At 55.8% G+C, this 25,074-nt stretch carries 18 protein-coding genes; 13 read left to right on the top strand and 5 right to left on the bottom strand.

From position 1 onward, the window contains the following. A partial coding sequence (locus CJF39_RS11720) for an integrase core domain-containing protein (protein ID WP_249275353.1) occupies positions 1 to 357 on the top strand: 357 nt, incomplete at its 5' end. Here the strand turns inward: CJF39_RS11720 and CJF39_RS11715 are convergent. After that, on the bottom strand, positions 350 to 874 hold the full coding sequence (locus CJF39_RS11715) for a BcsE family c-di-GMP-binding protein (protein WP_141232184.1): 525 nt from the start codon (positions 872 to 874) through the stop codon (positions 350 to 352). The two genes, CJF39_RS11720 and CJF39_RS11715, sit on opposite strands and share 8 nt — an antisense overlap. A 606-nt stretch (positions 875 to 1,480) precedes the next feature. On the opposite strand from CJF39_RS11715, the gene CJF39_RS11710 reads away from it, so the two are divergent. Next, positions 1,481 to 1,741, top strand: a complete 261-nt coding sequence (locus CJF39_RS11710) for a DUF465 domain-containing protein (RefSeq protein ID WP_094993576.1) — start codon at positions 1,481 to 1,483, stop codon at positions 1,739 to 1,741. A gap of 17 nt (positions 1,742 to 1,758) precedes the next feature. Continuing rightward, positions 1,759 to 2,055 carry a putative quinol monooxygenase gene (locus CJF39_RS11705; protein ID WP_094993575.1) on the top strand — a complete coding sequence of 99 codons (297 nt, stop codon included), beginning with the start codon at positions 1,759 to 1,761 and terminating at the stop codon, positions 2,053 to 2,055. A gap of 41 nt (positions 2,056 to 2,096) precedes the next feature. On the opposite strand, the gene CJF39_RS11700 is transcribed toward CJF39_RS11705, so the two are convergent. Then, positions 2,097 to 3,869 carry an acyl-CoA dehydrogenase C-terminal domain-containing protein gene (locus CJF39_RS11700; RefSeq protein WP_094993574.1) on the bottom strand — a complete coding sequence of 591 codons (1,773 nt, stop codon included), beginning with the start codon at positions 3,867 to 3,869 and terminating at the stop codon, positions 2,097 to 2,099. Positions 3,870 to 3,916: 47 nt separating this feature from the next. Beyond that, positions 3,917 to 5,539: an acyl-CoA synthetase gene (locus tag CJF39_RS11695; protein ID WP_094993573.1), complete on the bottom strand. Its 1,623-nt coding sequence runs from the start codon at positions 5,537 to 5,539 to the stop codon at positions 3,917 to 3,919. 169 nt (positions 5,540 to 5,708) lie between these two features. Here CJF39_RS11695 and CJF39_RS11690 point away from each other — a divergent pair, with 169 nt between their 5' ends. Together CJF39_RS11690 and CJF39_RS11685 are read left to right on the top strand one after the other, a co-directional pair. Next, on the top strand, positions 5,709 to 7,529 hold the full coding sequence (locus CJF39_RS11690; RefSeq protein WP_094993572.1) for a PAS domain-containing sensor histidine kinase: 1,821 nt from the start codon (positions 5,709 to 5,711) through the stop codon (positions 7,527 to 7,529). 3 nt (positions 7,530 to 7,532) lie between these two features. Continuing rightward, positions 7,533 to 8,168: a response regulator transcription factor gene (locus CJF39_RS11685; protein WP_094993571.1), complete on the top strand. Its 636-nt coding sequence runs from the start codon at positions 7,533 to 7,535 to the stop codon at positions 8,166 to 8,168. Here CJF39_RS11685 and CJF39_RS11680 read toward each other — a convergent pair. After that, the gene (locus CJF39_RS11680; protein WP_094993570.1) at positions 8,155 to 9,555 is read right to left on the bottom strand and encodes a PLP-dependent aminotransferase family protein; all 1,401 of its coding nucleotides are present in this window, start codon (positions 9,553 to 9,555) and stop codon (positions 8,155 to 8,157) included. The two genes, CJF39_RS11685 and CJF39_RS11680, sit on opposite strands and share 14 nt — an antisense overlap. A 147-nt stretch (positions 9,556 to 9,702) precedes the next feature. Here CJF39_RS11680 and CJF39_RS11675 point away from each other — a divergent pair, with 147 nt between their 5' ends. The 3 genes from CJF39_RS11675 to CJF39_RS11665 all read left to right on the top strand — a co-directional run bounded on the left by CJF39_RS11675 (position 9,703) and on the right by CJF39_RS11665 (position 11,656). Next, positions 9,703 to 10,335: a LysE family translocator gene (locus CJF39_RS11675; protein ID WP_094993582.1), complete on the top strand. Its 633-nt coding sequence runs from the start codon at positions 9,703 to 9,705 to the stop codon at positions 10,333 to 10,335. A gap of 189 nt (positions 10,336 to 10,524) precedes the next feature. Next, on the top strand, positions 10,525 to 11,370 hold the full coding sequence (locus CJF39_RS11670) for a site-specific integrase (RefSeq protein ID WP_249275354.1): 846 nt from the start codon (positions 10,525 to 10,527) through the stop codon (positions 11,368 to 11,370). A 76-nt stretch (positions 11,371 to 11,446) separates the two neighbouring features. Then, the gene (locus tag CJF39_RS11665; protein WP_094993569.1) at positions 11,447 to 11,656 is read left to right on the top strand and encodes a PLD nuclease N-terminal domain-containing protein; all 210 of its coding nucleotides are present in this window, start codon (positions 11,447 to 11,449) and stop codon (positions 11,654 to 11,656) included. 216 nt (positions 11,657 to 11,872) lie between these two features. Here CJF39_RS11665 and CJF39_RS11660 read toward each other — a convergent pair whose 3' ends face one another. Beyond that, positions 11,873 to 12,430: a hypothetical protein gene (locus CJF39_RS11660; RefSeq protein WP_141232183.1), complete on the bottom strand. Its 558-nt coding sequence runs from the start codon at positions 12,428 to 12,430 to the stop codon at positions 11,873 to 11,875. Between the two features lie 340 nt (positions 12,431 to 12,770). On the opposite strand from CJF39_RS11660, the gene CJF39_RS11655 reads away from it, so the two are divergent. From CJF39_RS11655 to CJF39_RS11635, 5 genes are read left to right on the top strand one after another with little or no spacing between them, the layout of a single operon-like run. Then, positions 12,771 to 13,913 (top strand): Tc toxin subunit A, encoded by a 1,143-nt coding sequence (locus tag CJF39_RS11655; RefSeq protein WP_170942674.1) that lies wholly within the window; start codon positions 12,771 to 12,773, stop codon positions 13,911 to 13,913. Then, entirely contained in the window at positions 13,870 to 14,793 is a 924-nt protein-coding gene (locus CJF39_RS11650) for a hypothetical protein (RefSeq protein WP_141232182.1), read from the top strand. Before CJF39_RS11655 ends, CJF39_RS11650 begins: the two co-directional genes overlap by 44 nt. Positions 14,794 to 14,800: 7 nt before the next feature. Further along, positions 14,801 to 15,646 (top strand): hypothetical protein, encoded by an 846-nt coding sequence (locus CJF39_RS11645; RefSeq protein WP_094993565.1) that lies wholly within the window; start codon positions 14,801 to 14,803, stop codon positions 15,644 to 15,646. 39 nt (positions 15,647 to 15,685) lie between these two features. Continuing rightward, the gene (locus CJF39_RS11640) at positions 15,686 to 20,521 is read left to right on the top strand and encodes a neuraminidase-like domain-containing protein (protein ID WP_094993564.1); all 4,836 of its coding nucleotides are present in this window, start codon (positions 15,686 to 15,688) and stop codon (positions 20,519 to 20,521) included. Beyond that, positions 20,518 to 25,035: a SpvB/TcaC N-terminal domain-containing protein gene (locus tag CJF39_RS11635; RefSeq protein ID WP_094993563.1), complete on the top strand. Its 4,518-nt coding sequence runs from the start codon at positions 20,518 to 20,520 to the stop codon at positions 25,033 to 25,035. The genes CJF39_RS11640 and CJF39_RS11635 overlap by 4 nt, the downstream gene beginning before the upstream one ends. The last annotated feature ends 39 nt before the right edge of the window (positions 25,036 to 25,074 follow it).

Here is a 25,074-nt window from a genome sequence, read left to right as displayed (position 1 = left end):
TGCATCCATCCTGCGGATCGTCCCATAAACACCTCGATCAAGGTGTTGCGACGACCAGTTGAATCCGCCCAATATGGAAGTCGCCACTTCCGTCAGCGTCTGTGGCGGTACCGCATCAGCCAGAGCATGAGTCGCCGGGGCAATTGTTACGACAACTCACCGATGGAGCGAGTATTTCGCAGCTTGAAAACCGAGTGGATACCTTCAGTGGGTTATATGTCGGTTCAGCAGGCACAACGAGACATCAGTCATTATTTGATGCATCGCTACAACTGGATACGGCCTCATCAATTTAATGGCGGGCTAACGCCGGCTCAGGCCGAGAAAAAACTTAACGTCGTGTCCGGGATTAGTTGACCACTACACAGAGCCCCGATAACGTTTCGTTGAACTGCAACAGTTCGCTGTGCAACGGTTGGGCGTCGCCATGGGCGATGACCAATAAGGTGGCCTGACGCTCGACCAGCCAGGTACGCAGGCGTTTGAGCCATTGGCCCAGACGATGCGCTGCGACCTTGTTGCCCCAACTGCTGGCGGGCGCCACCAGTACAATCTGGCAGGCAGGGCTGATGCCTGCGCGATTCAACTCACGGGTCAAGGTGGCCAGGGCCTGAGCGATGTCGTTTGGCGCAATCTCAAACAGCTTGAGCTTGGTCGGGCCGCGGTCGGGCGCCAGATCGCTGATGATGCTTTGCGGGGTGTTGGCGCTGGAAATCAACGATGAAGGGCTCTGGACTGGCAGCGCCTCAATAAACTGGCGGGCCAGAATTTTTGCGTCAGGTGCTTGATCGACAGTCACCCAGTACAACCCGCCCGTACGCAGCGCGATTTGTTGATCCAGCAACCCTCGAATGGCCAAGGTAATTAGAGCCAAGCGATACGCCCCCCATGTAAGCGTACAAATAAAAATGCGCACTGTTTTCAGGTACTGCCATGCCTCTACGTTCGGTGAAAACGCATCGGGCGGACACTCTTTGGTGTCAAACAAATGGCGTATCCGTTTAACAATCAGCGTAGACGATTATTCGTACACATCCCTGTAAATAAATCGTGCACGGAATTAGAAATAATCTTTCAGGCACGGCGGAAAGGAATGCATCCTATCACCGGAAAATGGGCATTGCTCATGATTTAGAACAACTTTCGTCAATAAATTGCTGTCAGAGAAACATCAGTCATTTAATTGACGATTAGGGATGGTCTGGACTGTCAGCCCGGTTGGAATTGAGCGGGTAAAAAACCATGAGGCACAGGGTGTGAACTTGCGTCGTGCGCAGGAGCCCAATAGAGGCTTTCCCGCGTCAGGCGGTGTGCTGGGCCGGTTTGCCTTGGTTCAAGCGCAATGCCCCTAAGCAGAATGTCATCACGCGGCTTTCTGTGTGAGGCACAGCGTGCTATTGCTTAGAGGACATGAGAGCTGACGGGCAGGCTGATACAGTGAGCCTGCTTTCCTACTGCAACTTACATGAGGTACTGAGCTATGCCGGTTAAACATGATTTGTATCAAGACCTGGGACATACCAAAGAACACGTGCAAAAGTTGCAGGCGCAAGACCCTCATCTTGCAGCGTTGATCAAAAAGTATGAGGAAGCCGATGTGCATGTGCTTGAGGCCGAAAAGAATGAGGCCATTGGCACTTCCGACGACACATTGATCCTGCTCAAAGATAAACGGCTTAAAGTGAAAGATAAAATCGTCGATGAACTAAAGCGGTTGAACCCCGCTCAGCACGCCCAATGAATTGACAGGAATCTGACATGTCCAATGCCATCAAAGTGGTTGCCATTCTGCTGGCCAAGCCAGGCAAGGGTGAAGCCCTGAAAAATGCGCTGCTGGCCTGCGTACCGGATTCACGCAACGAGCCAGGCTGCCTGTTCTATCACCTGCATGTCGACCGGGCAGATCCGCAACGGTTTGTGTTTATGGAGGGCTGGACAGATCAGGCCGCGATTGATTTTCACCAAAAAACTGATCATTACCAGAAAATGGCCGCCGCCGCGGCCGATTTGGTCGAGCACCGAGAGGTGCTTTACTTGGATGAAGTGAGCCTCTGAACCACTGACGGCGGCCTTGAACAGGCCGCCGTTTTTTTGGGTCAGAAACTGGCAGCGTCTAGCTCAAACAGAGGTTCGCTTCCCGCGCGTATCGATTGCTCCAGGCTTAAGATGCGCGGCAGCAAGCGGGTGAAGTAAAACCGTGCGGTTGCCTGTTTGGCACGGTAGAACGGTGGATCGGCGTCCATGGACGTTTGGGCCACGTCGGCCATGCGCGCCCACAGCCAGGCGTAGGCCACATAACCGAACAGGTGCAGATACTCCACCGACGCCGCCCCGATTTCGTTGGGGTTACTCGCGGCCCGAGTCAGAAGCCAATCGGTCACGTCTTCAAGGCGCAGCACCGCGTCGGTCAGTTCGGGGCCATAAGGCTTGCCGGGCAGGCTGGCGAACTGTCGAATCTGGCCAGTGAACAACCGCAAGGCTGCACCGCCGTTGGCGACCACTTTGCGCCCGAGCAAATCCAGCGCCTGAATGCCGTTGGTGCCTTCATAAATTTGTGCAATTCGCACATCACGCACTAACTGTTCCTGTCCCCATTCACGGATATAGCCGTGACCGCCGAACACTTGCTGGCCGAGTACGCAGCTGTCGAGCCCGGTGTCCGTGAAAAACGCTTTGGCGACGGGGGTGAGTAACGCCACCAATGCGCTGGCTTGCTCCTGTTCCTGTGGGTCATCCGAAAACTTGGACAGGTCCAGTTGCTGACCTACATAGCTGGCAAAAGCCCGGCCGCCCTCGGTCATGGCCTTCATGCTCAGCAGCATGCGCCGTACGTCCGGGTGGACGATAATCGGGTCGGCCACTTTGTCAGGCGCCGTTTTGCCAGTGGGAGCGCGACTTTGCAGGCGCTCACGGGCGTAAGTGCGGGCATTCTGATAAGACGTTTCGGCACAGCCGATGCCTTGAATACCTATCGACAGGCGCTCGTAATTCATCATGGTGAACATCGCGGCCAGGCCTTTGTTGGCCTCACCGATCAACCAGCCCGTTGCGCCATCGAAGTTCATCACGCAGGTGGAAGAGGCTTTGATGCCCATCTTGTGTTCGATCGAGCCGCAAGTGACGGCGTTAGCATCCCCGAGGCTGCCATCGTCATTGACCCGTATTTTGGGCACCAGGAATAACGAGATGCCCTTGGGGCCCGGGGGCGCGTCCGGCAGCTTGGCCAGCACCAGGTGCACGATGTTTTCGGTCAGGTCCTGATCGCCGCCGGTGATGAAGATCTTGCTGCCGCTGATGAGGAAGCTGCCGTCTGGTTGTGGCTCGGCGCGGGTACGGATGATGCCCAAGTCAGTACCGGCATGGGCCTCGGTCAGGCACATGGAGCCCGCCCAGCGGCCTTCGTACATCGGCGGCAGGTAGATGTTTTTCAGGGATTGAGTGGCATGGGCGTCAATGGCCAGGCACGCGCCGGCGCTGAGCGCCGAGTACAGCGCAAAGCTGGAGTTGGCGGCGTAGAGCATTTCTTCAAATTGTACGGCGAGCATTTTTGGCATGCCCAGGCCGCCAAATTCCGGGTTGCCGGACAACCCCACCCAGCCACCTTCTATGTACATGCTGTAGGCGGCTTTGAATCCGCTCGGTGTGGTGACGTTGCCAGCGTGCCATTGGGCGCCTTCTTCATCGCCGCTGCGATTGAGCGGCGCGATCAATTGGCCGGTGACTTTGGCGGCTTCTTCAAGAATCGCGTCCGCCGTGTCGGCATCGACGTGGTCAGCCAGCGCAGGCAAACGTGCCCATAGGGCAGGGGCGTCAAATACTTCGTGCAGTACAAAGCGCATGTCGCGCAGTGGAGCATTGAATTCAGGCATCACGAAACCTCGTTGCAGCTCATGGAATGGAAGCGATCTGCGCCTGACTAAAGGGCTTTGGCCATGTCACGCAGCACGTACTTCTGGACTTTACCCGTGGACGTCTTCGGCAACAGGGTGAAGATGACGGTACGCGGCACCTTGAACCCCGCCAGGTGTTCACGGCAAAAGCCCATAATGTCCGCTTCGCGCACATGGCCATGATCGGCCTTGAGGGTGATAAATGCACACGGGGTTTCCCCCCATTTCTCATCCGGGCGCGCCACCACGGCAGCTTCCATCACGCCGGGGTGGCGATACAACACGCCCTCGACTTCGATGGTGGAGATGTTTTCACCCCCGGAAATAATGATGTCCTTCAAGCGGTCCCGGATTTCAACATAGCCGTCCGGGTGGCACACCGCCAGGTCGCCGGTATGGAACCAGCCACCCTCAAAGGCTTCGGCTGTGGCGCTGGGGTTTTTCAGGTAGCCCTTCATGACGGTGTTGCCGCGCATGAAAATCTCGCCCATCGTTTCGCCATCGCGCGGTGTTGGCTCGAGGGTTTTCGGGTCGGCCACCATCAGCCCTTCGAGGGTCGGGTAACGCACCCCCTGGCGCGACTTGATTTGGGCACGCTCTGCCAGGGGCTGCTCATCCCACGTGTCATGCCAAGCGCAGATGGTCACCGGCCCATAGACTTCAGTCAGGCCGTACACGTGGGTGACTTTGATGCCCATTTCTTCGACGGCGCCGATCACTTTGGCAGGCGGCGCCGCACCGGCCACCAACGCGTGCACGGGGTGATCGATAGCCGCCTTGGCCGATTCCGGCATGTTCACCAATGCATTGAGCACAATAGGGGCGCCGCTGAGGTGGGTAACTTGGTGCTCGCGAATCAGGGTGAGGATTTTTTGCGGGTCCACCCGGCGCAGGAACACATGCACGCCCGCCAAAGCCGTAATGACCCACGGGTAGCACCAACCGTTGCAATGGAACATCGGCAAGGTCCACAAATACACGGGGTGGTTGCCCATAGCCCAGATCATCTGGTTGCCCAGCGAGCTCAAATACGCGCCGCGATGGTGATACACCACGCCCTTGGGATTGCCAGTGGTGCCGGAAGTGTAATTGAGGGCGATGGCGTCCCATTCGTTGTCGGGCCATTGCCAGGCGTAATCCGGGTCGCCCTCAGCCAGCAGCGCTTCGTAATCCAGCGCGCTGACCGGCTGGCCCTCGCCGTATTCCGGGTCATCGACATCAATGACCAGCGGCGGGTGATCGAGCATGGCCACGGCGGCATGCACCACGTCATGGAATTCCCGGTCGGCGATCAGTACCTTGGCTTCGCCATGGGCCAGCATGAAGGCGATGGCTTCCGCGTCAAGGCGTACATTCAGTGCATTGAGCACGGCGCCGATCATGGGCACGGCAAAGTGGGCTTCCAGCATCGCCGGAATATTGGGCAGCATCACGGCCACGGTATCGTTCTTGCCAATACCGCGCCCGGCCAATGCACAGGCCAGACGTCGGCAACGGCTGTACGTCTGCGACCAGGTACGACGAATCGAACCATGGATCACGGCAGGGTAGTGGGGGTAGACGCTGGCAGTGCGTTCGATGAAGCCGAGCGGGGAGAGGGCAGTATGATTGACAGCGGCAGGCCCGAGGCCTTGCTCAAAAATCGACATATGGGTCATTCCGGTGGCTGATTGTTAGCTCTATGGCTGCCCGCTCTGCCAGTGGCGAGTGGGTCAGTTTGATGTCCGGCACGATTTATAGCCCACTCCGGGTTTGATATGGAAGTAATACCTAAGCAATATAGTAGTTATTCTATATAGATGGTGTTCAGGGAATCCTATGCCTGTGTCGCTCATGCTGCATGATCCGCAACCTTCTGTGATCCTCGACGCAGAGGGCTCGCCGCTCACCGTCAACCCGGCGCTGGACGCCTTGCTGGCGGGTGCACCACGGGAGCAGGTACGCGCCTGGCTGCCCAATAATCTGCCCGAGCTGGTGCGCGCGTGCCTGCAACAACAGCGGGCGATTGAACACGTGGAAGCCCAATGCCAGGAACACGTATGGCTGTGGACGCTGATTCCGGACATGGCCAGCCACTGTGTGCTGGCGCGTGGTCGGGAGGCCAGTCAGGAATGGATGGCCGAACGGGAGGCCGCCAAAGCAAGGCGCTTGTACCGGTTGATCACTGAAAACACCACCGACCTGATTTCGCGTCATACCCCCGACGGGCGCTTTCTGGATGCCTCGCCAGCCTCGTGGACGCTGCTTGGTTATTGGCCCGAAGTCCTGCGCGGGACCCGGGCGCAACGCCTGTTTCACCCTGACGATTTGTCGGACGTGATTCATCAGGCACGGGATGCTTTGCACGCAGACGGTTACTACACCATGACCTACCGCATTCGCCATCAGGGCGGGCATTACCTATGGTTTGAAACTGCGAGCCGGGCCATTCGTGAAACCTATACCGGTGCGGTGGTGGAAGTCGTCAGCGTGTCCCGTGATATCACCGCCAGGGTTCAGGCCGAAGAGAACAAGCGACGCCTGGCCGAGGTGGTTGAGGCCAATCCGGACCCTGTGCTGTTCATCGACCCGCAGGGCGGGGTGTCCTACCTCAACCCGGCGGCACGCCGAATTTTGGGGCTGGCGCCCTCGGCCGGGATGCCTGCGCTGAGTGCATTCTTGAGTCGGCAAGATGTGTTGCAGCTCGATGCTATGGGTTGGAGCCGCGCTGAGCAGGAGGGCCTGTGGAGCACTGAAACGCGTTTGCTGCCTTTGAATGACGACCCTTCCGTGCCGGTATCGCTGCTGTTACTGGCGCACCGCTCAACTGCCGGGGAGCGCTTCTTTTCATTGGTGGCCCGTGACATGCGCGAGCGTGAGTTGCGCGAAGCCCAGCAGCGTCAGCACCAAGAAGAAATGGCGCATACGGCACGCTTGGTGACACTGGGCGAGTTGGCGTCCGGCATCGCCCACGAGATCAATCAGCCGTTGGCCGCCGTGGTCAATTATGCGAGTGCCAGTCAGCGTTATTTGCACGCGTTGAACAGTAATCCGCAAGCCGCTGAACGGGTTGCGCAAGGGCTGGAGCGCATCACCCTGCATGCCAACCATGCTTGCGAAGTGATTAAGCGCTTGCGCAGTTTTTTGCGTAAAGGTCGACGTAACGTGCAGGCACTGGATGTCAGTGAGGTGATGCGCCGGGCTGTCAGCTTGTGTGCCTGGGAAGCCAGCGCCCGCAAGGTGACGATTGAGCAAGAAATACCGGCTGATTTGCCGCGGGTGTATGCCGACCAGGTTCTGCTGGAGCAAGTGCTGCTCAACCTGCTGCGTAATGCCATCGACGCCAATGGCGAGCGTCGTCCCACAGAGCCTTCGTGCATCCGCTTGCAGGCACAACCTTTAGGGGCCTCACGTTTGCAAATCAGCGTGCTTGATCAGGGGCCGGGGGTCAGTGAGGCGCAGTTGCAGCACTTATTTACCCCGTTTCACACCAGCAAGGCCGACGGCCTTGGCCTGGGCTTGTCCATGAGCCGCAGTATCATCGAGGGCTTGGGTGGGGAGCTTGAAGCGCATCCGCAACCTCACGGCCTGTTGATGTGTTGTAACTTGCCGTTGATGGGGGCGGCCCAGCCACCCGAACAAAAACAAGAGAGTGACTGAGCAATGACAACTTCAATGCAGCCCATGGTGTATGTGGTCGATGACGATCAGGGCATGCTCGATTCCACCGTCTGGCTGCTGGAATCGGTCGGCCTGCACGCGGTGCCGTTCACCAGTGGGCACGCGTTTTTGCAGGCCTGCGACCCGAGCCTGAACGCGTGCGTGTTGCTGGATGTGCGCATGCCGTCCATGGGCGGACTGCATGTGCAGCAAGCCCTCAGGGAACGCGGCATCACGATGCCAGTGATTTTTGTCAGCGGTCATGCTGACGTGCCGATTGTGGTGCGTGCGTTCAAGGCAGGTGCCCATGATTTCATCGAGAAACCCTACAACGAGCAGTTGCTACTCGATAGCGTGCAGCAAGCGTTGAATGCCCGTACTCCGCAACAGGGCGCCAGTCAGGCGTTGAGCGACGTGCAAGCGCGCCTCAACAGCCTGACCCCCAGGGAGCGTGATGTGTTGATGCCGTTGGTCAAGGGCTATACGACCCGCGAAATCGCCGAGCTGCTGGCCGTGAGCGTCAAGACCATCGATCTGTATCGGTCACGGGTGATGAAGCGCATGCAGGCGCACCATTTACCTGATCTGGTGGGCATGGCGATCGCTGCAGGGCTGGTCGATCCGCTCAATCTGCGGTGAATAGCACCGATTGCACGGCGGCCATGACCTGCGGGTCGTCGGTATGGGCCACGTTGAAGCGCAGGCAGCGTGTCAGCTGCGGCCCATAACCGAACAACGTTCCGGGGGCGAGTACCAGGTCTTGCTTGAGCCCTGCCTGGGCGAGCCTTTCGGCATCCAAACCTGGCGGCAACGTGGCCCAGATAAACAGCCCGCCCGTGTAGGGCACACTCAGGCTCATTCCCACCTGTTGCAACCCTGCTGCAACCCGCGCCCCGGCGCTCATCAGTCGGTGCACAATCCGCTTTCGGTGTTTGTGGTAACTGCCATCCGCGAGCATCGAATACAGCGTCTGTTCCAGCATTTCGCAGGTAATGCCGCCACACATCAACTTCATGTGCGTGAGGTTGGCAGCCATTTGCGGTGAGGTCACAACAAAACTGACCCGCAAATTGGCGCTGAGGGTTTTGGAGAAACCGCTGAGGTATGTCACGTGGTCTAACCCCGCCAATGTCGACAAGCGCGGCGGCGGCTCGGGATGCAAATCGCCATACAGATCATCCTCGATGATGTGGCAGTTGTAACGTTTGGTCAGTTCCAGCAGTTCGTAAGCCTGAGCGGGTGTAAACGAATGGCCGGTGGGGTTTTGCAATACGCTGGTGGTCAGGTAGACGCTTGGTCGGTGTGTCCCCAGCAGCGCTTCCAGTGCCTGCACATCCAACCCCTGAGCCGTGCGTTCCAGTGTGACAACACAAACCCCGTGTAACGCCAGATTGGCGTGGAAGTTGAAGTAGCAGGGCGTGTCCAACAACACGGTATCACCCGGCCGCAGGCGCAAGCGCAACACCATGTCGAGCGCCTGCACCGTATTACTGGTGGTGGTGATCTGTTCAAGCGCAACGTCCAGCCCCTGTGCTGCCAGCTTTCGCTGCAACGCCTGGCGCAGTGGCAGATAACCCGCGGGGTCGCCGTAACCTGTTAACCGCAGCAGCGGGGAGCGGCTGACGGCGCGCAGACTGGCGCGCAGCGTGCTGGCCTCAAGCCATTGTTCAGGCAAGTGCCCGCCGCCGGGTCGCAAGGCTGCGCTGGCGCCGATCAGTGAGCGTCGCAGGACGCTGGTCAGATCGTTGGGTAACAGGTCAACAGGCGCCGTGGCGGCGGTCATCGGCCTGGACGCTACAAAATACCCTAGGCCCTGGCTGGAGGTGATGCGTGCTTGTCCGCGCAGGCGATCCAGCGCCTCGATCAGGGTGAATTTGCTGACGCCCAACACGAGTGTCATTTCGCGCACAGATGGCAACTTGCTACCGGGGCTTAGCAATCCTTCATCGATGGCCTGGGTCAGTGCGCTAACAATTTGCTGCACTTTGGAAGTGCCGGGTTGGAATTCGATACGGGAAATGGACATAACGGCCTCGAACTTAGCCGGTCATGCTACCAGTAAAGACCGGTAATGTTCGCCTCGGCTTTACCTGTCCTCAGCGCTGGCGATTGCACACACTGCCTGACCGCCCGCACACGTTCGGGCAATGTGTTTAAGGGTGAAAAACGCTGTATGGCTACTCAATTGACCTTGACTTCGTTTGCCTATTTTTTGGTTTTTTGCGCGACCATGACGTTCAGCCCCGGCCCCATGACCCTGTTGTTGATGGGGTTTGGCATGCAGGAGGGGCTCAAGCGCTCTATGCCAGTACAGTTGGGCGCCAGTGCCGCGTATCTGGTGTCGATGTTGATTTTCGCCGTGGGGTTTGCAGAACTGGTTAAGGGCAATGTGTTAATAACGCGTGCGATTCAATACATCGGCGTCGCTTATTTGCTGTATCTGGCGTATCGGCAATGGACCAGTCACGGGGTTTCACTGCACGACGCGCATGCACCATTGGCCAGCGGGTTTGCGGACCGTTTCGGCAAAGGCCTGCTGACCGGCTTTTCGAATCCGAAAACCATCGTCATGTTCAGTGCAGTATTTCCGCAATTTGCAGGGCAGGGGGGCGAAATTCGGGTGCTCGACGTGGCCGCACTCGGGTTAGCCTTCTTGTTGCTGCAATTCGCCAGCGGGTGCCTGTATTGCTATTTCGGACAGCGTATTCGTCAGGTCCTGCGAAGCCCGGAACGCCAGCGCATCGTACAGAGAGTCACTGCCATCCTGCTGCTGGGTGTGGCAGCCCTGTTGGCGCGGGGATTTTAATCGGCGAGACACCGGGTCAGAAAAACGCTGTCGATGCGGTATATTGCGGGCTTGTTTCAAACCGTATCGAGATTGGTTTTGTCGACTTCCGAACCCGTAACACCGTTGGTTAACGTTAGCCCTCTACATGATGTTCAAGCACCCGTGGTGCTCTACCTTGAGCGCCTGGCACCGTCCAGCCGGCAAACCATGCGCTATGTGTTGCAAGATGCGGCGGACCGTTTGGGTGTTGAAGACGTCACCATTGACGAGTTCCCCTGGCACCATTTGCAGCCTGGGCATATCACCGCGCTCGTTGCTGCGCTGCGCGCCGATGGTTATGCGCCAAACACTTCTTCGCTGTACGTCAATGCTATCCGCGGGGTGATGAATCAGGCGTGGCAACAAAGCCTGATCACACAGGATCATCTGCTGAAAATCCGGGCAGTGAAGGCGGGCGGGGGCACACGCCTGAGTAAAGGGCGTAACTTGCGCCGTACGTTGATTCGCGAGTTGATGGACGTTTGTGCTGCCGATCCGCGCCCGCAAGGGTTACGCGATGCAGCGATCATTGCCATTTTGTACGGCTCCGGGATGCGCAAATCAGAGTCCGTGAACATGGACCTGAGCCAGATCAATGTGGCCGAGCGCAGCTTGCAAGTGATGGGCAAAGGTAACAAGGAGTTGATCAAATTCGCACCGGCCTGGGCGTTTGAAAAACTCGAAGCATGGTTGGCGTTTCGTCGCGCACATTTGCCGGAAGGCGTAAGTGACGACGACTTCCTGTTCAACCGCATTCGTCGCGGCAACCACATCACCCGCGAGCGCATTACCAAGCACGCGATCTACTACATTGCCAAACAGCGCGGCAAGCAAGTAGGGGTCAACATCATGCCCCACGACTTCCGTCGCTCCTTCATTACCCGTGTGATTGAGGAGTACGACGTATCCATTGCACAAAAACTGGCGCACCACGCCAACATCGCAACCACCGTCAGTTACGACATGCGTGATGACAACGAGCGCCGTAACGCCACAGATCGCTTCATCCTGTGAGCACACGCTCAACGTGAATTTAATGAACCCTCATGCGCATCAGCCGCCTAATGCACAACAACTTGGGAGGTTAAGCATGCAAATTGAATACATCTGGGTGGCATTGGCAGTCGTCGTTCTCCTGTTGGAGTTGTGGGCAATCAAGAGCGTCCTCAAGAGCGGTGCCAACGTGAACAGCCGTTGCATGTGGGTTGCAGTATTGATTTTCGTCCCGTTGCTGGGGTTACTGGCCTGGCTGATCGCGGGACCAAAGCAATTGACCGACGATGGATCTTCGCATTCTTGAGGCGTGCGGATAGCTAGGTTATACGTATTGAGCGCTGCGTTGTGTGGCGTGTGTAAGGGTGGTGGAGGCAGTAAATTCCTCCGCCATAAATATAACTAAACTAAACAGACATTTAGTTTAGTTATATTTTTAAGTTATTTTCTCGGGCGAGGGAGAACTAAACGCTCCTTATACCTTTCGCGTCTGCGAAAATTCTTTCATATATAAGCATGAAGGCTACCAGCTGCGCCTGGTGATCTTTGCTTCTATGGATGAATAGTGTTTTCCGGACTCGTTAACTATGACTTTGCCGCCAAGATTCAGGTTGCTCGTGTTTTGCCAAACATTCCATACCGGTGTGTTGTGCCCCCATAGCTCGATAGTATCGTCATTGTGCGGGTCGGCTTTGATGATGAACTTATCATCGGAAGTCTGGTAACCAGCGTAAGCCTTAGCTGTTCCTCCATTGAAATCACTGAGGCTTTGAGGTGCTGACTGAGCATCGATTTCCAATGTGTAGAAATCAGATTCCCGTGAATCATGGGCATTGGGATGCATGAATGTCAGGCTGTATTTCATGAGTAACTCACCCTTGTAATTGAAAGGTTTCGACGACCAAAGTTGAGCTGGACGTCTGAGGGTTATAAGCGTCGCACGGTTGATCGAAGGTTTGAAGCACTGCGATCTAGTAGGCTGCAAAATTTTCAACGGCCAGCGTGTCATCGTGAAGAAGACCATTTTATTAAGTTGATCATTGGGCAACCAGCGGCAGTGGATTGGCAGGCGAAAATCCAACGTTGGTTTCCAGCACCTGAAATGCTTATCTGCCTGTTCAAAAGCAGCCTCCACTGACCCTGACACCCCAATACTTAGGTTCGCATAATGTATATTATGTTAAATCACGTATCAGGAAGTCTTTCCGCTGTGCAGGTTTCTTGCCCGGGTCCGGTGATTAGCACTCCACGATCCTTCTGCTGCGCCTTACACGGTGCTGACAGCTTCATTGAAACCCTTACTTAATTAACGATCAGTCTGAGGAATCAGAACGGTGCTGTCTGACCGAGCGCTTTAAACGTCGATGTTAGCTTCAGGTCGCGCTGTGGATCCCCCGCAGAGCCTCCTGGAATTTATTGATATGTCAGATACGACCGACGCTACTCCCCATAATCAGCCTACGGATTTACTGCTTTCACTCGCGGGAATTCCAGGTCTCTCAGCCAGCAGCAAGGAACGCTTTAAGGCCAAAATGGCAGGCGCCAACCTGCTTTCAATTTTCGACGTTGTCCGACTTTCCAAGATGGAGTTCGCCGAAGTCTTGAATGATATTGGCGAGAAAGAATCGGGTCAGATATACGACCAGGCGCTCAGCCATGTTGTGCAACTGGAGTTTCTCCATCGTGAACAACGCGATTTACTCTCAGACGAAGAACGAGCCCAACGTGCTGCTGCCACGGCGTCACAACATGGCGCTACCTATACGTCATTGTTCCCTCAAGATTGGAATAATGTCTGCACACCTGAATCGTTAGCTGCAATCGATTCGCCAGCGGCCTACCTTCGCGCACTCTATATGTTTGCCCGGGAGCTGGAGAATACCGGCAAGGGTCAATTGCCGAAGACACGCTTGGCCCAACGCCGCCCCTCATTGATGAGCATGACGGTTGATGCACAGGCGGTGAATGAGCAAGTTCCGTTGCTGAACCTTGTGAACGAATTGCTGCATGGCGATATCCGCAAACACCTTATTGACAATAAAGACGTGTACAGAAGTGACGTCGTTGAAGAGGCGCTGGCGGAGCAGTATTACCCGCTGCAATTACCCTTCTCTCTTTCCCATCAACAATGTTTGTTGGGGTTGGGGGGGGATAAACCCATGTTGGGTGAGTTGAGCTATGCAATTAGTCTGACCCTTCCCCTCAGTCAACAACCAAGCACCGTGTATGGAAAAGTTCAGCAGGAAAGCTATGAAGCCCAACGATTACTGGCAGCGCTTAGTCCGCAGCAGCAATCGTTGATCACGGCAGAGATGGCCAATGACGATACGCCCCAGGGAAGAAACAGATTGGCAAGAACGTGTTTGGGAAGTGAGTTTGAATTATTAAAATCGCTTCCCCATTTTATGGCGCAAACAGAACTTGACGACGAACACATGCAGGCGCTGTTCTGTTTGGGTAACTTTACCCCCCCTGCTCTCGCCGCATGTTGTAACGCCTTTGACAGCAGTGCCCGCCAGGGTGGGGATAGATATCAAAGACAAGGACACCGCACCGGTTATTGATTTTGTTAATGTTGAACAACTTGATCGATTGCAGCGCATTATTCGTTTGCAACGCTGGACGAACATCCCTTACACGGAAATCAAAACCTTCGTGCACTGTGTAGCAAGTGCCGGTGCTGAAGTAAACACCTTTACCATAAACGACAATACGCTTCGGGCCTTGGGCGTTTACCGATATTTGAGCCAGCGTTACACCGTGTCCGTTGAGGAGTTTTCAGCCATGGTGCATCACCTGTCGGTGCATCGTGTCGGGCAGGCACCTGCCTTGTATGACCGGGTCTATAACAGTGACCGTCTGTTCAATGATGCGCTGACATTGGACGGCAGCCTCTTCAAACTTGATGCGCGTGACGACTCGGATTTAATCGCTGTACATAAGGTCTGCGCCAGTTTAGGTGTTCTCAATACCCCCACTTCATTCGGCGCCATGTCCCAGCGTATACAACAGTATTTGACGCCGAAAAAAGACCTCGCGACGTTCAGTAGTTTCTATCGACAGGCCCGTCTGGCGCGATTGTTCGGACTTTCTGTGCTGGACATGTATCAGCTGGCCGAGTTATTGGGCGGCACTGATTATATCAAGCAACTGGTTTCTCCCTCATTGCGGGCAAGTGGAAGTAATGCGCCCGCTGATTTCCTGGATGTGCTCATGCAAATGGATTGGGCCGTCCAGTGGTTCAGTGACGCCGGCACATCGCTTCAGACAGTGCGTCGTCAACTGTTACTGGACGCCGTAGAGGCAGAAAATGGCGCCCATGCCTACCTACAACCATTTATAGAACACTTGAGTGCGCTGGAAACATACGCGTTGCCCGACGAATCATTCCCTACGCTGTCTCAGGGAGAGGAAGAAGAGTTAAAAAAAACTGAGATTCACTAAAAGTCATGTGCTGATTAAAACAATTCTGAAGACCTACCCAGTGCTGCCTGAAACTGCAGATCTTGAACGGCTGCATAAAATGCTGAAAAAGTCCGTCAAGAGTTATCTCACTCCCCTGAATCAGGATAAAGATCAAGACAAGGTAGTCGAGCGAATCACTTCAATCCTTTCGCCTTATTTAACCTCCGCTTACACGCAGTTATTGCCCTGGAATAAACAGCTGGTCAGCACGTTCAGTGAGCATTCAACCACGATAGAGTCTTCGTTGATCATTGATAAAAGGATTAAAAACGCCATTCAGAGCATGGCGGTTGCGCTGGGGCAAAAAGACAGCAAAAAAGCCCTTAAACACAATGTGTTAGTGGCGCCGAACGCGAGCAGTTTATTAGCCTTGAGCGTGCGTTCGGACGCGTTGCAAACCTTTGTGCTGCATCCGCACTGGCTCGACTCCAGTAATGGCGCTGAAAATTTTCTGAAGCTGTCCTTGAATACCCTGTACTTATTGCAGCAGTTTCAGTCCCTGCTGGTTCATTACCGCTTAAATGAGTCCGACCTGTTAAATTATTTAAAGCGGGTGAATGACAAGAGTGCGGACAATGAAGCCGAGTTGATTGTGAACCTCAGCGGCTTATTGGGCTGGAGCGCGAGCGAAATAACGGCTTTGCTGAAAAATACTGCGTATACCCGCGTTCAATCCATTACCCAACTGGATTGGGTTGCCCGCTGCCACCGCGCCTGCCTGCGTACCGGCTTGTCTGCGTCTGTTTTATTGACTGTTACCAATCTCAACTCTCATATCCCGGGCCCTCAATGGACGCAGGTGGGTGAAGCCGTCATGGCGGTTCATGCCTGAGTTGTCTGTATCCATTAGCGTGTCGCACAAGGAATTATCATGACTCCCCTCATCAGTCAGCAGCTCAACGAACAATTACGCGACGCCATGTTGGCGTTTTATCTGCATGCGTTTAATCCGCTGCACAGCCATGACCCCGCTGCTCAGCATGCACCGCGTGCATCACTGGATGATTTATACGGCTATTGGTTACTGGATGTGCAAGTCAGTCAGTCAGTGATCACCAGTCGGGTGGCGAGTGCTATTGGCAGCCTGCAGCAATACATCAACAGCATTGCGTCAGGCTTCGAACCGGGTTACGACCTGCTCGCCATGACACCGTCCCAGCGCATGCGTTGGGAAACTAACTTGCACAGTTACTCGGTTTGGCACGCGCATCAACAATTGCGCTACTTCCCTTCTAACTTTCTCAATCCTGTGCTCCGGCTGGACAAAACAGAAAGTTTTCAGCAACTTGAAAATGATATTAATCAGCCTAACTTGCAACCTGATCATATTCGCTCTGCGGTCAACCGCTATTTAGGTCGCGTAGAAGAGGTCGCTCAGTTGCAGGTCATCAATGGTTATATTGATGGATCGTCCAAGGCCATGGCGGACAGCCATTATTACCTGGTCGGCAAGTCCAATGGAGAAAATACCTTTTATTGGCGGACGCTGGATATGGCCAAGCAAAGTGCGTTGCCGCTCACGGACGCTCACCCGACGCTTCCTGCCAGTTATTCAGTGCCTACAGCGTGGACGGACTGGAGAAAAATCCCTATTCCCGCTTCTTTTGATATTCCGGTGCAAAGTATTCGCCCCGTTTACTTCAATGATCGTCTATTTGTTGTCTGGGCGCAGTGCACGCAGCCTCCAGTGGGGCACGACGGGCCTTCGACCTCACCTGCGAACCTGGACATTTTCAACCCTGAGCATTTACGGCACTTCATGAAGCGTTACGTGCGCATGCGCCTGCATTATGCGTACTTGAAAATTGATGGCAGCTGGAGCTGTCCGCACGTGTGCATCGACGAGTATGCGATCCATAAAGAGCTTAATGAATTATCAGGGGATGCGTTGAATGCCACCGTCACAACGGTTGCGGTGGTGGATCCGCATACATCTCCTGCCTCGCTGTATTTTGGGCTGACGGCTACTGCTCCCGGTCGTTCAGACGCCACCTCAACGTTGACGCGCAGTAAGTTCAGCTTCTCCCATGCCGTACGTCTCGATAATCAACTCAATGTTCACCACCTGCAATCAACGTATTCCTTAACAAGTGAGTTGGTCATATTTCCCAATAACATTGCGCAACAAGCCTCGCGCTACCTGGATATTTTTGCAAAACATAATCAGCGCCGTTTCGGATTCAAAGCTCCCAGTATTAATACGGTCGATATAAAAATCGATAATCCGACAGCGCACCACCCCGGCACTGACAGATGGGATTTTCAAGGGACTCAAAAGAATATTGCTGATGCTCAGGCACCGGTGAAAGCCACGTTTAATAAAACCACCTCCAGCCTGGAAATCACATCGGCCGTCGACAGGCACTTCCCATCATTCAAAAGTGTTGAATTGGTCGTCCAGCAAAGCGAATACTGGTTCTTCTTAAAATTCACCGTCCTGTGGAGAACGCGGGCGGGAGGCGCAACCATCGCCTTGGACAGTGATTCCTACCTGAACTTGCACCACCCACAACCGTCGCGCCTGCTCCACGATATTTTAAGTCTCGAATTAACGTGCAATAAGACGGGCACGGTGTTTCGTGATTTTATTCAGCACGCTAACAAGCCGCTCGACAGCGAGGGCTTAATCGTCAAACCCTTTGGCCAGACGTTATTTTCAGAAATGTATAACCTCAAGGGTTTTAGTCTGTCTACCGAGGTGTTCGATTATTTATTTCAAACCCCGGACACCACCTATTCTGCGAAGTTAGCGGTCAACGCCGTATCGCGAAGTACTGACACAGCAATCGACAGCCGCGAACTGTTGCTGGAGAAGGTTAAGTTGTCGCGTCTGGAACGGGTGTATAAGCAAGTCATTATGACCCTGGACGCTCACGATAAAGATCAGGTCGTTCAGTACCCGGTTAATATTCATATTTCAAACACTCACTTGGTGGGCGATAGCCAAGTATTGCGGCGTAATCTTGAAGGTGGCACACCGGAACTCATTGCAGGCCAGACCTTCAGCGCGTCACTTGGCTTAACGGCTGAGCGCCTCAACGACTACATCAGCCATGCAAAAAAAATCCCCATTATTCATGGGGTGCTGATCAGGGAGCAGAACATAGATGACATGCGCTTCACGATTTTGGGCTATGCGCTCAAAGCGTATGAAATCACCTTAAACGAGAACAATGTGGCCGACATTCCGATGGCCCCCTTCATCGATCGCCAGGAATCGTACACACGGGGCATCGCTGAATTCATCAACTTTAGCGGTTCTACGATTGCTCTCTCCAATGGGGCCGTCACACTACCGCGCGCGCCTATCCGCCTTAATACAACGCTGGGTGACAAGCTCATACCGGCAGCCTCTGCCGGCATGGATACCCTCTTCGCTTTATCACATACGCACCGCGAGCCGCCGCTGACAGGTGCAACCGGCCATCAACCGCTCGACTTTCATGGCGCCGTCGGCAAGTACCATTGGGAGTTATTTCTCTACCTTCCCTGGCTTATTGCCCATCGCTTGAACCTTGAACAACGTTATGGCGAGGCCGAGGCATGGCTTAATTATCTATTTGATCCAAGCCGCAAATCCAAAGGTGCGTCCTCCGCGTCCGACTATTGGGTTTTATCCGTATTAACCGCTGGCCATACGGAAATGAGTTATGTCCTTGATAACCCTCAAGACCCCAATCAAATCGCACTCAGTGCCCCCATTCATTTTCGGCGTGCATTGTATGCGTTGTATGTCGATATCCTGGTTAATCGGGGCGACGCGGCGTATCGCCAGGCAACACCCGAGAGTTTGAACGAAGCCAAACTGTGGTATGTACGTGCCAAATCCCTGCTCGGGGCTAAACCGACCCTGCGCCTTATGGATCCATGGACGTCCATTGGTCTTGATACCTTCACCACGCAAACCGATGATCACCTGCGCGTCAATGAACGCAAGGCCTTGCGACCGGACTCGGGGTTGCCGCTGGTCTCGAACCACCTGCGCGCCGCACAACGTTCCCACCGGGCTAACGACTCGCAGTATCTGTGTGTGCCGCTGAACAGCACGTTACTGGCGCGCTGGGACAAAGTAGAAGCGCGTTTGCACAATCTGCGTCAGCACTTGGACATCACCGGCAAGCCACTACGGGTATCGCTGTACGCCACCCCTGCTTCGCCTCAACACCTCTTGAGCCTGTATGCCAGCCAGCGCATACCGGGAGACGCTGTTTCCGCCCGTCGACAACCGGCGCATGCCGGGCATTACAAGTTTCAGGTGATGCATGCCTTGGCGATGGCAGCCGTAGACAACGTTGTGCAGCTAGGCAGCACCTTGCTGTCGATTATTGAACGCAAGGCACAAGCCGAACAGGTTGAGTTGCAACAGCAGCAGGTGTGGCAGATGGCAGGCTTGTCGCTGGAGCAGCAAGCGCAGAGTCTGATCATTGATGAAAAAAATGAAGCGGCCTTGCAGGCGGGTCAAGAAATTGTAGAAGGACGAATAGCGCACCTGGAACGTCTGATTAAAGACGGCGTCAGCCCCAACGAACAGCAGGCTACCCAGGAACTGCAGGCCAGTGCCGCGCTGGAAAGTGTGGCATATGGCCTGCAAGGTGCTGCCGGCCTGGCCATGCTGGCCCCCAACATTTTTGGCACCTCAACAGGCGGTTGGCGGCTTGAGGGGGCGTTCTACGCGGCACAGGCAGGCGTGCAATTGCTCGCCAATGAAAAGCGTGCCAATGCCACTCACCTCGATCGTAATGAGGCATTCAATCGCCGCACTCAGGAGTGGGAGCACACATTGGCTCAGTCGCGTCTCGAACTGGCGCAAGTGAAGGCTCAACTGCGCGTCCAGCGTGAGCAGGCGAACAGCAGTCGACTGCAATACGCGTCGGCAGAAACGGCGCTCAGGCAGGCAAGGTTGATGTTTGATCTGCTGGAAAAACGATTCACCACGTCGCAACTCTATCAATGGCTCAATACGCAGTTTTCGTCGTTCTATTTGCAAGCCTACGACATGGCCCTTTCCTTGTGCCTGGACGCTCAGGCCTGTTGGCATTACGAGCGCGCGGAGTCGGATCGCACGTTTGTGCATGCCTCGCAGTGGAACAGTCATCGCAGCGGGCTAAGTGCGGGTGAAGGGCTCAAACTCAGCCTCATCAACATGCAAGCGGCCTACTTTCACAACCATGCAAGGCCAATGGAAATCACCAAAACCATTTCCCTCAGACAGTTGAAAGCCAAAGACCCTAACGCCACGCGCAATGCTGCCTGGGAGGAACTCAGTGCGTCCCTGAAAAAAACAGGGATTGTTGAGTTTGAACTGACTAAGGCGTTGTTCGATGCCGATTACCCGGAACACTATCTGCGACGCATCAAAAGTATCAGCGTGACACTGCCTGCAACGCTGAGCCCTTATGAAGATATTCGCGCCACGCTGACGCAAACCCATCACACGATTCATACGCCGGATAAAGGCGAGTTCGAATACTCAAGCCATCGCATCAATGAACAAATCGCCCTGTCGACGGGGTTGAACGACAGCGGGTTATTTACCCTGAACTTTGATGGCGGAGATCGATACCTGCCCTTCGAATTCACCGGTGCCGTCTCAGGGTGGAGGCTTTCGTTCCCTAACCCGAGTGCCCAGCAAGCGATGTTGAACTCACTGACGGACATCATCATTCATGTGCGTTATGTTGCCAAAAGCGCAGGAGCACAGGCATGACGACCCCTCCCGAGCACACTGTGGCAGACGCTTTTACACCGTCGCTGCCCAAGGGCGGTGGCGCCATCCAGAGTATCGGCACCGGGTGGGGGGCTCTCGGCATGACAGGCGAGTCGTCTTTCAGTGTCCCCCTGCCCATTTCACCGGGGCGCGGTTTTACCCCTTCATTGAGCTTGAATTACAGCAGCGCGCTGGGTAATGGCCCGTTTGGCATCGGTTGGGCCGCCTCTCCCGGCAGCATCCGGCGTAACACCCAGACCGGAGTACCACGGTATACGGCCGCGGATGAGTTTCTCGGGCCTTCGGGCATGGAGCTGCGCGCCGAAAAAAATCAGCAGGGGGTGATTCAGACCACCACCATTCAACAGTTCAACGGTTTGCCACTCGACACGGCGTATCGCGTGACGCGCTATTTTCCACGGGTGGAATCAACCTTCGACCGGGTTGAACACTGGACGTGCAGCGCTGACCCCGCCGGGTTCTGGCTGATACACAGTGCTGATGGCAATCTACATGTATTCGGTAAAACCCCTGGCGCACGCTGCGCTGATCCTCACACGCCACACCACGTCGCACAGTGGCTGCTGGAAGAAAGCCTGACCCCCTCAGGTGAGCAGATTTACTACCAATACAAGCAAGAGCAGATCACTGCGGACACGGCCCCGGTGCGTGATTTCAGTGCCCAGCGTTATCTCCAACGTGTGTGTTATGGCAACCGCCAACCCCGTACCCATCTGGCGTTATGGACTGCGCCGTCCCTGGCACCTCTTCAGTGGCACTTTGAGCTGCTGTTTGATTATGGCGAGCGCACCACCGACCTGACTCAAACCCCGAGTTATGCCGAACGCGCAGTCTGGCAGGAGCGCCCCGACCCTTACTTTAACTACGCGTATGGCTTTGAGCTGGGCAGCCGGCGGCTGTGCCAGCAAATCCTGATGTTTCATTACTTCCCCGATGAAACAGCCATGGGGTCCGAGCCCGTGTTGGTGCGTCGCTTATTGCTTGAATACGGGACCAGCGAACACCGAGGCAGTTTTCTCAATGCTGTTCACAGTCAGGCCTTTGATGCGTCGGGGGTGGCCAGTCATTGGCCACCTGTCGAATTCAGCTACAGCCCGTTTACGCTTTCAAACACGCCAGCCCAGTACGCGGCCTTCGACGCGTTACAGGGCCCGGGCGACGGGCAGCACTATCAATTGGTGGATTTGTATTGCGATGGCATGCCGGGCGTTCTGTACAGCCAGGACAGGCTTTGGCACTACCGCGAACCTGTAAGGGACCCTGCCGGGCTCACCACCGATGCGGTGTCTTATGGGCCTCTGCAAACGTTACCGGAGATGCCGGTGGCCACTGATCGCGAATCGCTGCGCCAAACCCTGGCTGACCTCAATGGCGATGGGCAGTTGGAGTGGATCATTGCGCAGCCCGCCCTGGGCGGATTTTTTACGCTAAACGCCCGTCGGCGCTGGTCGAGTTTTGCGCCGTTCGCGGCGCTGCCGACAGAGTTCTTTCACCCCCAGGGGCAGTTGGCAGACTTGATGGGCAATGGCGTGCCCGACCTGTCCTTGATCGGCCCTCGGAGTGTCCGGTTGTATATCAATCAGCCTGAGGACGGTTTTGAGCCGGGGCAGGATGTGGCGCATGACGCGGACGACGATGATGGGTTGCCTGTGCTGAGCCGCTCCCCCGGTACGGAGGTGGTGGCCTTCAGCGATATTCTGGGCAGCGGGCAGCAGCATTTGATCCGCATTCGTCACCATGAAATCAAGTGCTGGCCGAATTTGGGCAACGGCCGTTTCGGCAAAGGGTTTGTGTTTGCCACCCTGCCCTTCAGTTATGCCGAATTTGACGCCTCACGGGTATTGCTTGCGGATCTGGACGGCTCCGGCGCGACCGATGTGCTGTACCTTCAGTCCGAGCACGCATTGATTTTCATGAACTTGTTCGGCACGGGCCTCGCGCCTTCGCCCACTCAGTTACCGTGGCCACAAAACCTTCGCTATGACCGTTCATGCACGGTCAGCACCGCCGACCTTCAGGGATTGGGCTGTTCGAGCCTGATCGTGACGATGCCGCACGCGACGCCGCCTCATTGGCGCTATGACTTTGTCCAGGCCAAACCGTATTTGTTGGTCAGTACCGACAACAACATGGGCGCCAGCGGCTCACTCACTTACCGCAGCAGTGCCCAAGAGTGGCTGGATGAAAAGCACCAGCGCGCCCTGGAGCGTCGACCTGCCATTTGCGGCGTCCCGTTTGCGTTGCATTTGGTGACCCGGCAACAGCAGACGGACGCCATCAGCGGTAATCGCCTGACCCAGCAGGTGAAGTACCGAGAAGGTTTCTATAACAGCGTGGAGCGCAAGTTTCAGGGGTTTGGCTTTTTGCTGGAGACGGATACAGAGGTGTCGGGCAGTGACACACCGGACAACCGCCACACGCAAACATTGCTGCGCAAAAGCTGGTTTCACACGGGCAAGGCCACCGACATGCTGCGGCGCGACTATTTCAACCTCGATACCCGCGCTCAGCCGTTGGGCTACACGCTTATCAGTCGCCTACAGCCGGGTGACACCGACGATACGTTGATCGCTGAGGCGGTGACGCCCGCTCACCGCCAGGACATCAATTACGCCCTCAGTGGTTCGCTGATGCGCCAGGAAATTTTTGCGGCCCGCGATCCGGCGCCTACTGCCGTGCCGTATTCAGTCAGTCAGAACCGGTTTCTGGTGCGTCAGGTCAATGGGCGGTCGTCGGTGTTGCCCTTGTTGCTGGAGTCCATCAGCTACCGGTATGAGCGCGAACCCGAGGACCCGGGCTGCCAGCACACCCTCAATTTGCGCTGGGACACGTTTGGCGGGTTGACGCATAGCGTCACCGTGCATTACGCCCGTCGTAAAACCCCTCAAGACAGTCCGCCGTTCAGCGAGCCTCATCACATCCAGTGGTGGCAGGACACCCACGATCCGGCGCAGCAGACGTATTACCTGACAGAGTCGCGGGCTCAGTACATACACCTTGATCAGCCGCAACGCTGGCGGTTGCACCTGCCCTATCGCCAGCGCGCCAATGCACTGGTGTTGGCAAAAGGCACCACAGCCCACACATTGGCCCCTGAGCGGATCAGCTACGAGCGGTTTATCGATCAAAGCGCCCAAAGTCCGTTGGGCGCAGATGCACAACGGACACTGGGCGGGTTGTCGACGCAGTATTACCAAGACGTGCAAACAGCTTCGCCCTATCCCTTGGGTACGGCAGATTTTCTGGCATTACCGGACCACACCGAAACTGCCGAGCTGGATGAACAGGCCCTAAAGGCGTATGAGAATCTGCCCGATTTGCCGGGTGCCGAGCCATTTAATCTGACCCAGGCCCTGACGGCGGCTCACTATCATCCAGCCTCAGCGTTCTTGCCGGACAGTGCGGCCCCGATCAGCCTGTGGTCGATCAAAAAAAACCTTACGCAGTACCGCTCGGCTCAAGGTTTTTACCGGGCACGCAGTGTGCGGCCTACCGAAAGCCATGGCGTCACCACGTTGGAGCACGATCCGTATTACTGCCACATTGCCAAGGTTCAAACCGCCGATGGCTGCACCACCCGCGCGGTGTATGACTACCGGTTGCAGCTGCCAGTACGCGTCACCGATCCCCAGGGCACGGAGCAGCACGCCCGTTATGACGCTTTCGGGCACTTGCAGGTCAGTAGCTATTTTGGTCAGGAGCAAGGCGTGCCGGTGGGGTTTGCGCCGTTGTCGCAATACCGTCGACCAGCGGATGACAGCCCTGACAGCGCGATCAAATCCCCTCAAGCAGCGCTTAACAAAGCCGCCAGCGCCAGCTTCTATACCCCCTTCAGTTGGATGGGGCAGATCGCTGTGCCGGCCCTGCGTCCTGAATGGGTGGCCCAGGGGTATGTCCTGCCCAGCGGGCATATTCGCGCCAGGGCACGTCAGGCCACGCTGAACCTGGGCGATGAGAGCCAGCGGCAGTTAAGTGAACTGATTCAGCGCGCGCGACGCGAACCTGTGCATGCCGTGGTGTTGCAAGCCGATCGTTACCCGTCCGCGACGGAGCCTGAGGAGGCGCTCATTAGGATCAGCCTGACCTGCAGCGATGGGTTTGGACGCAGCTTGCAAACCAAGCAATTGGCGCCGGGGGGCATGGCCTATAGCGTAAATGACAACGGCGCGCTAAACGTTGACACGGACGGCAAGCCGGTCAGTGAGTACAGCGAAACCCGCTGGCGAGTCAGCAGCCGGGTGGAGTACAACAACAAAGGGCTGGCCATTCGCAACTATCGCCCTTACTTCGCGAATCACCATCGCTATATAAACGATGCGTCGTTGCGCGTGAGCGGTTACAGCGATCAAGTGTTTTATGACGCGTTAGGGCGCGCCACTCATACGCTGAATGCGCGTGGGGATTTAAGCCGTCAGACGTATTGCACCTGGTACACCATCACTGAGGACGAAAACGACACCTACGGACTGGAGCAGGATCTTCCTGCCGATTGACGGATGCTCAGGCCTTGCACATGCGTTGGCGCGACGCAT

The sequence above is a fragment of the Pseudomonas lundensis genome, assembly GCF_002269125.1.
In the GTDB taxonomy this organism is placed as follows: domain Bacteria; phylum Pseudomonadota; class Gammaproteobacteria; order Pseudomonadales; family Pseudomonadaceae; genus Aquipseudomonas; species Aquipseudomonas lundensis_A.
This window is presented reverse-complemented; position numbering and strand designations above follow the sequence as displayed.

Bases quoted from the DNA above. Each gene is read 5' to 3' on its own strand.
- CJF39_RS11675 (WP_094993582.1), top strand. From the start codon at position 9,703: ATGGCTACTCAATTGACCTTGACTTCGTTTGCCTATTTTTTGGTTTTT.
- CJF39_RS11700 (WP_094993574.1), bottom strand. From the start codon at position 3,869: ATGCCTGAATTCAATGCTCCACTGCGCGACATGCGCTTTGTACTGCAC.
- CJF39_RS11710 (WP_094993576.1), top strand. From the start codon at position 1,481: ATGCCGGTTAAACATGATTTGTATCAAGACCTGGGACATACCAAAGAA.
- CJF39_RS11640 (WP_094993564.1), top strand. From the start codon at position 15,686: ATGACTCCCCTCATCAGTCAGCAGCTCAACGAACAATTACGCGACGCC.
- CJF39_RS11635 (WP_094993563.1), top strand. From the start codon at position 20,518: ATGACGACCCCTCCCGAGCACACTGTGGCAGACGCTTTTACACCGTCG.
- CJF39_RS11685 (WP_094993571.1), top strand. From the start codon at position 7,533: ATGACAACTTCAATGCAGCCCATGGTGTATGTGGTCGATGACGATCAG.
- CJF39_RS11655 (WP_170942674.1), top strand. From the start codon at position 12,771: ATGTCAGATACGACCGACGCTACTCCCCATAATCAGCCTACGGATTTA.
- CJF39_RS11680 (WP_094993570.1), bottom strand. From the start codon at position 9,555: ATGTCCATTTCCCGTATCGAATTCCAACCCGGCACTTCCAAAGTGCAG.
- CJF39_RS11670 (WP_249275354.1), top strand. From the start codon at position 10,525: ATGCGCTATGTGTTGCAAGATGCGGCGGACCGTTTGGGTGTTGAAGAC.
- CJF39_RS11690 (WP_094993572.1), top strand. From the start codon at position 5,709: ATGCCTGTGTCGCTCATGCTGCATGATCCGCAACCTTCTGTGATCCTC.
- CJF39_RS11695 (WP_094993573.1), bottom strand. From the start codon at position 5,539: ATGTCGATTTTTGAGCAAGGCCTCGGGCCTGCCGCTGTCAATCATACT.
- CJF39_RS11665 (WP_094993569.1), top strand. From the start codon at position 11,447: ATGCAAATTGAATACATCTGGGTGGCATTGGCAGTCGTCGTTCTCCTG.
- CJF39_RS11705 (WP_094993575.1), top strand. From the start codon at position 1,759: ATGTCCAATGCCATCAAAGTGGTTGCCATTCTGCTGGCCAAGCCAGGC.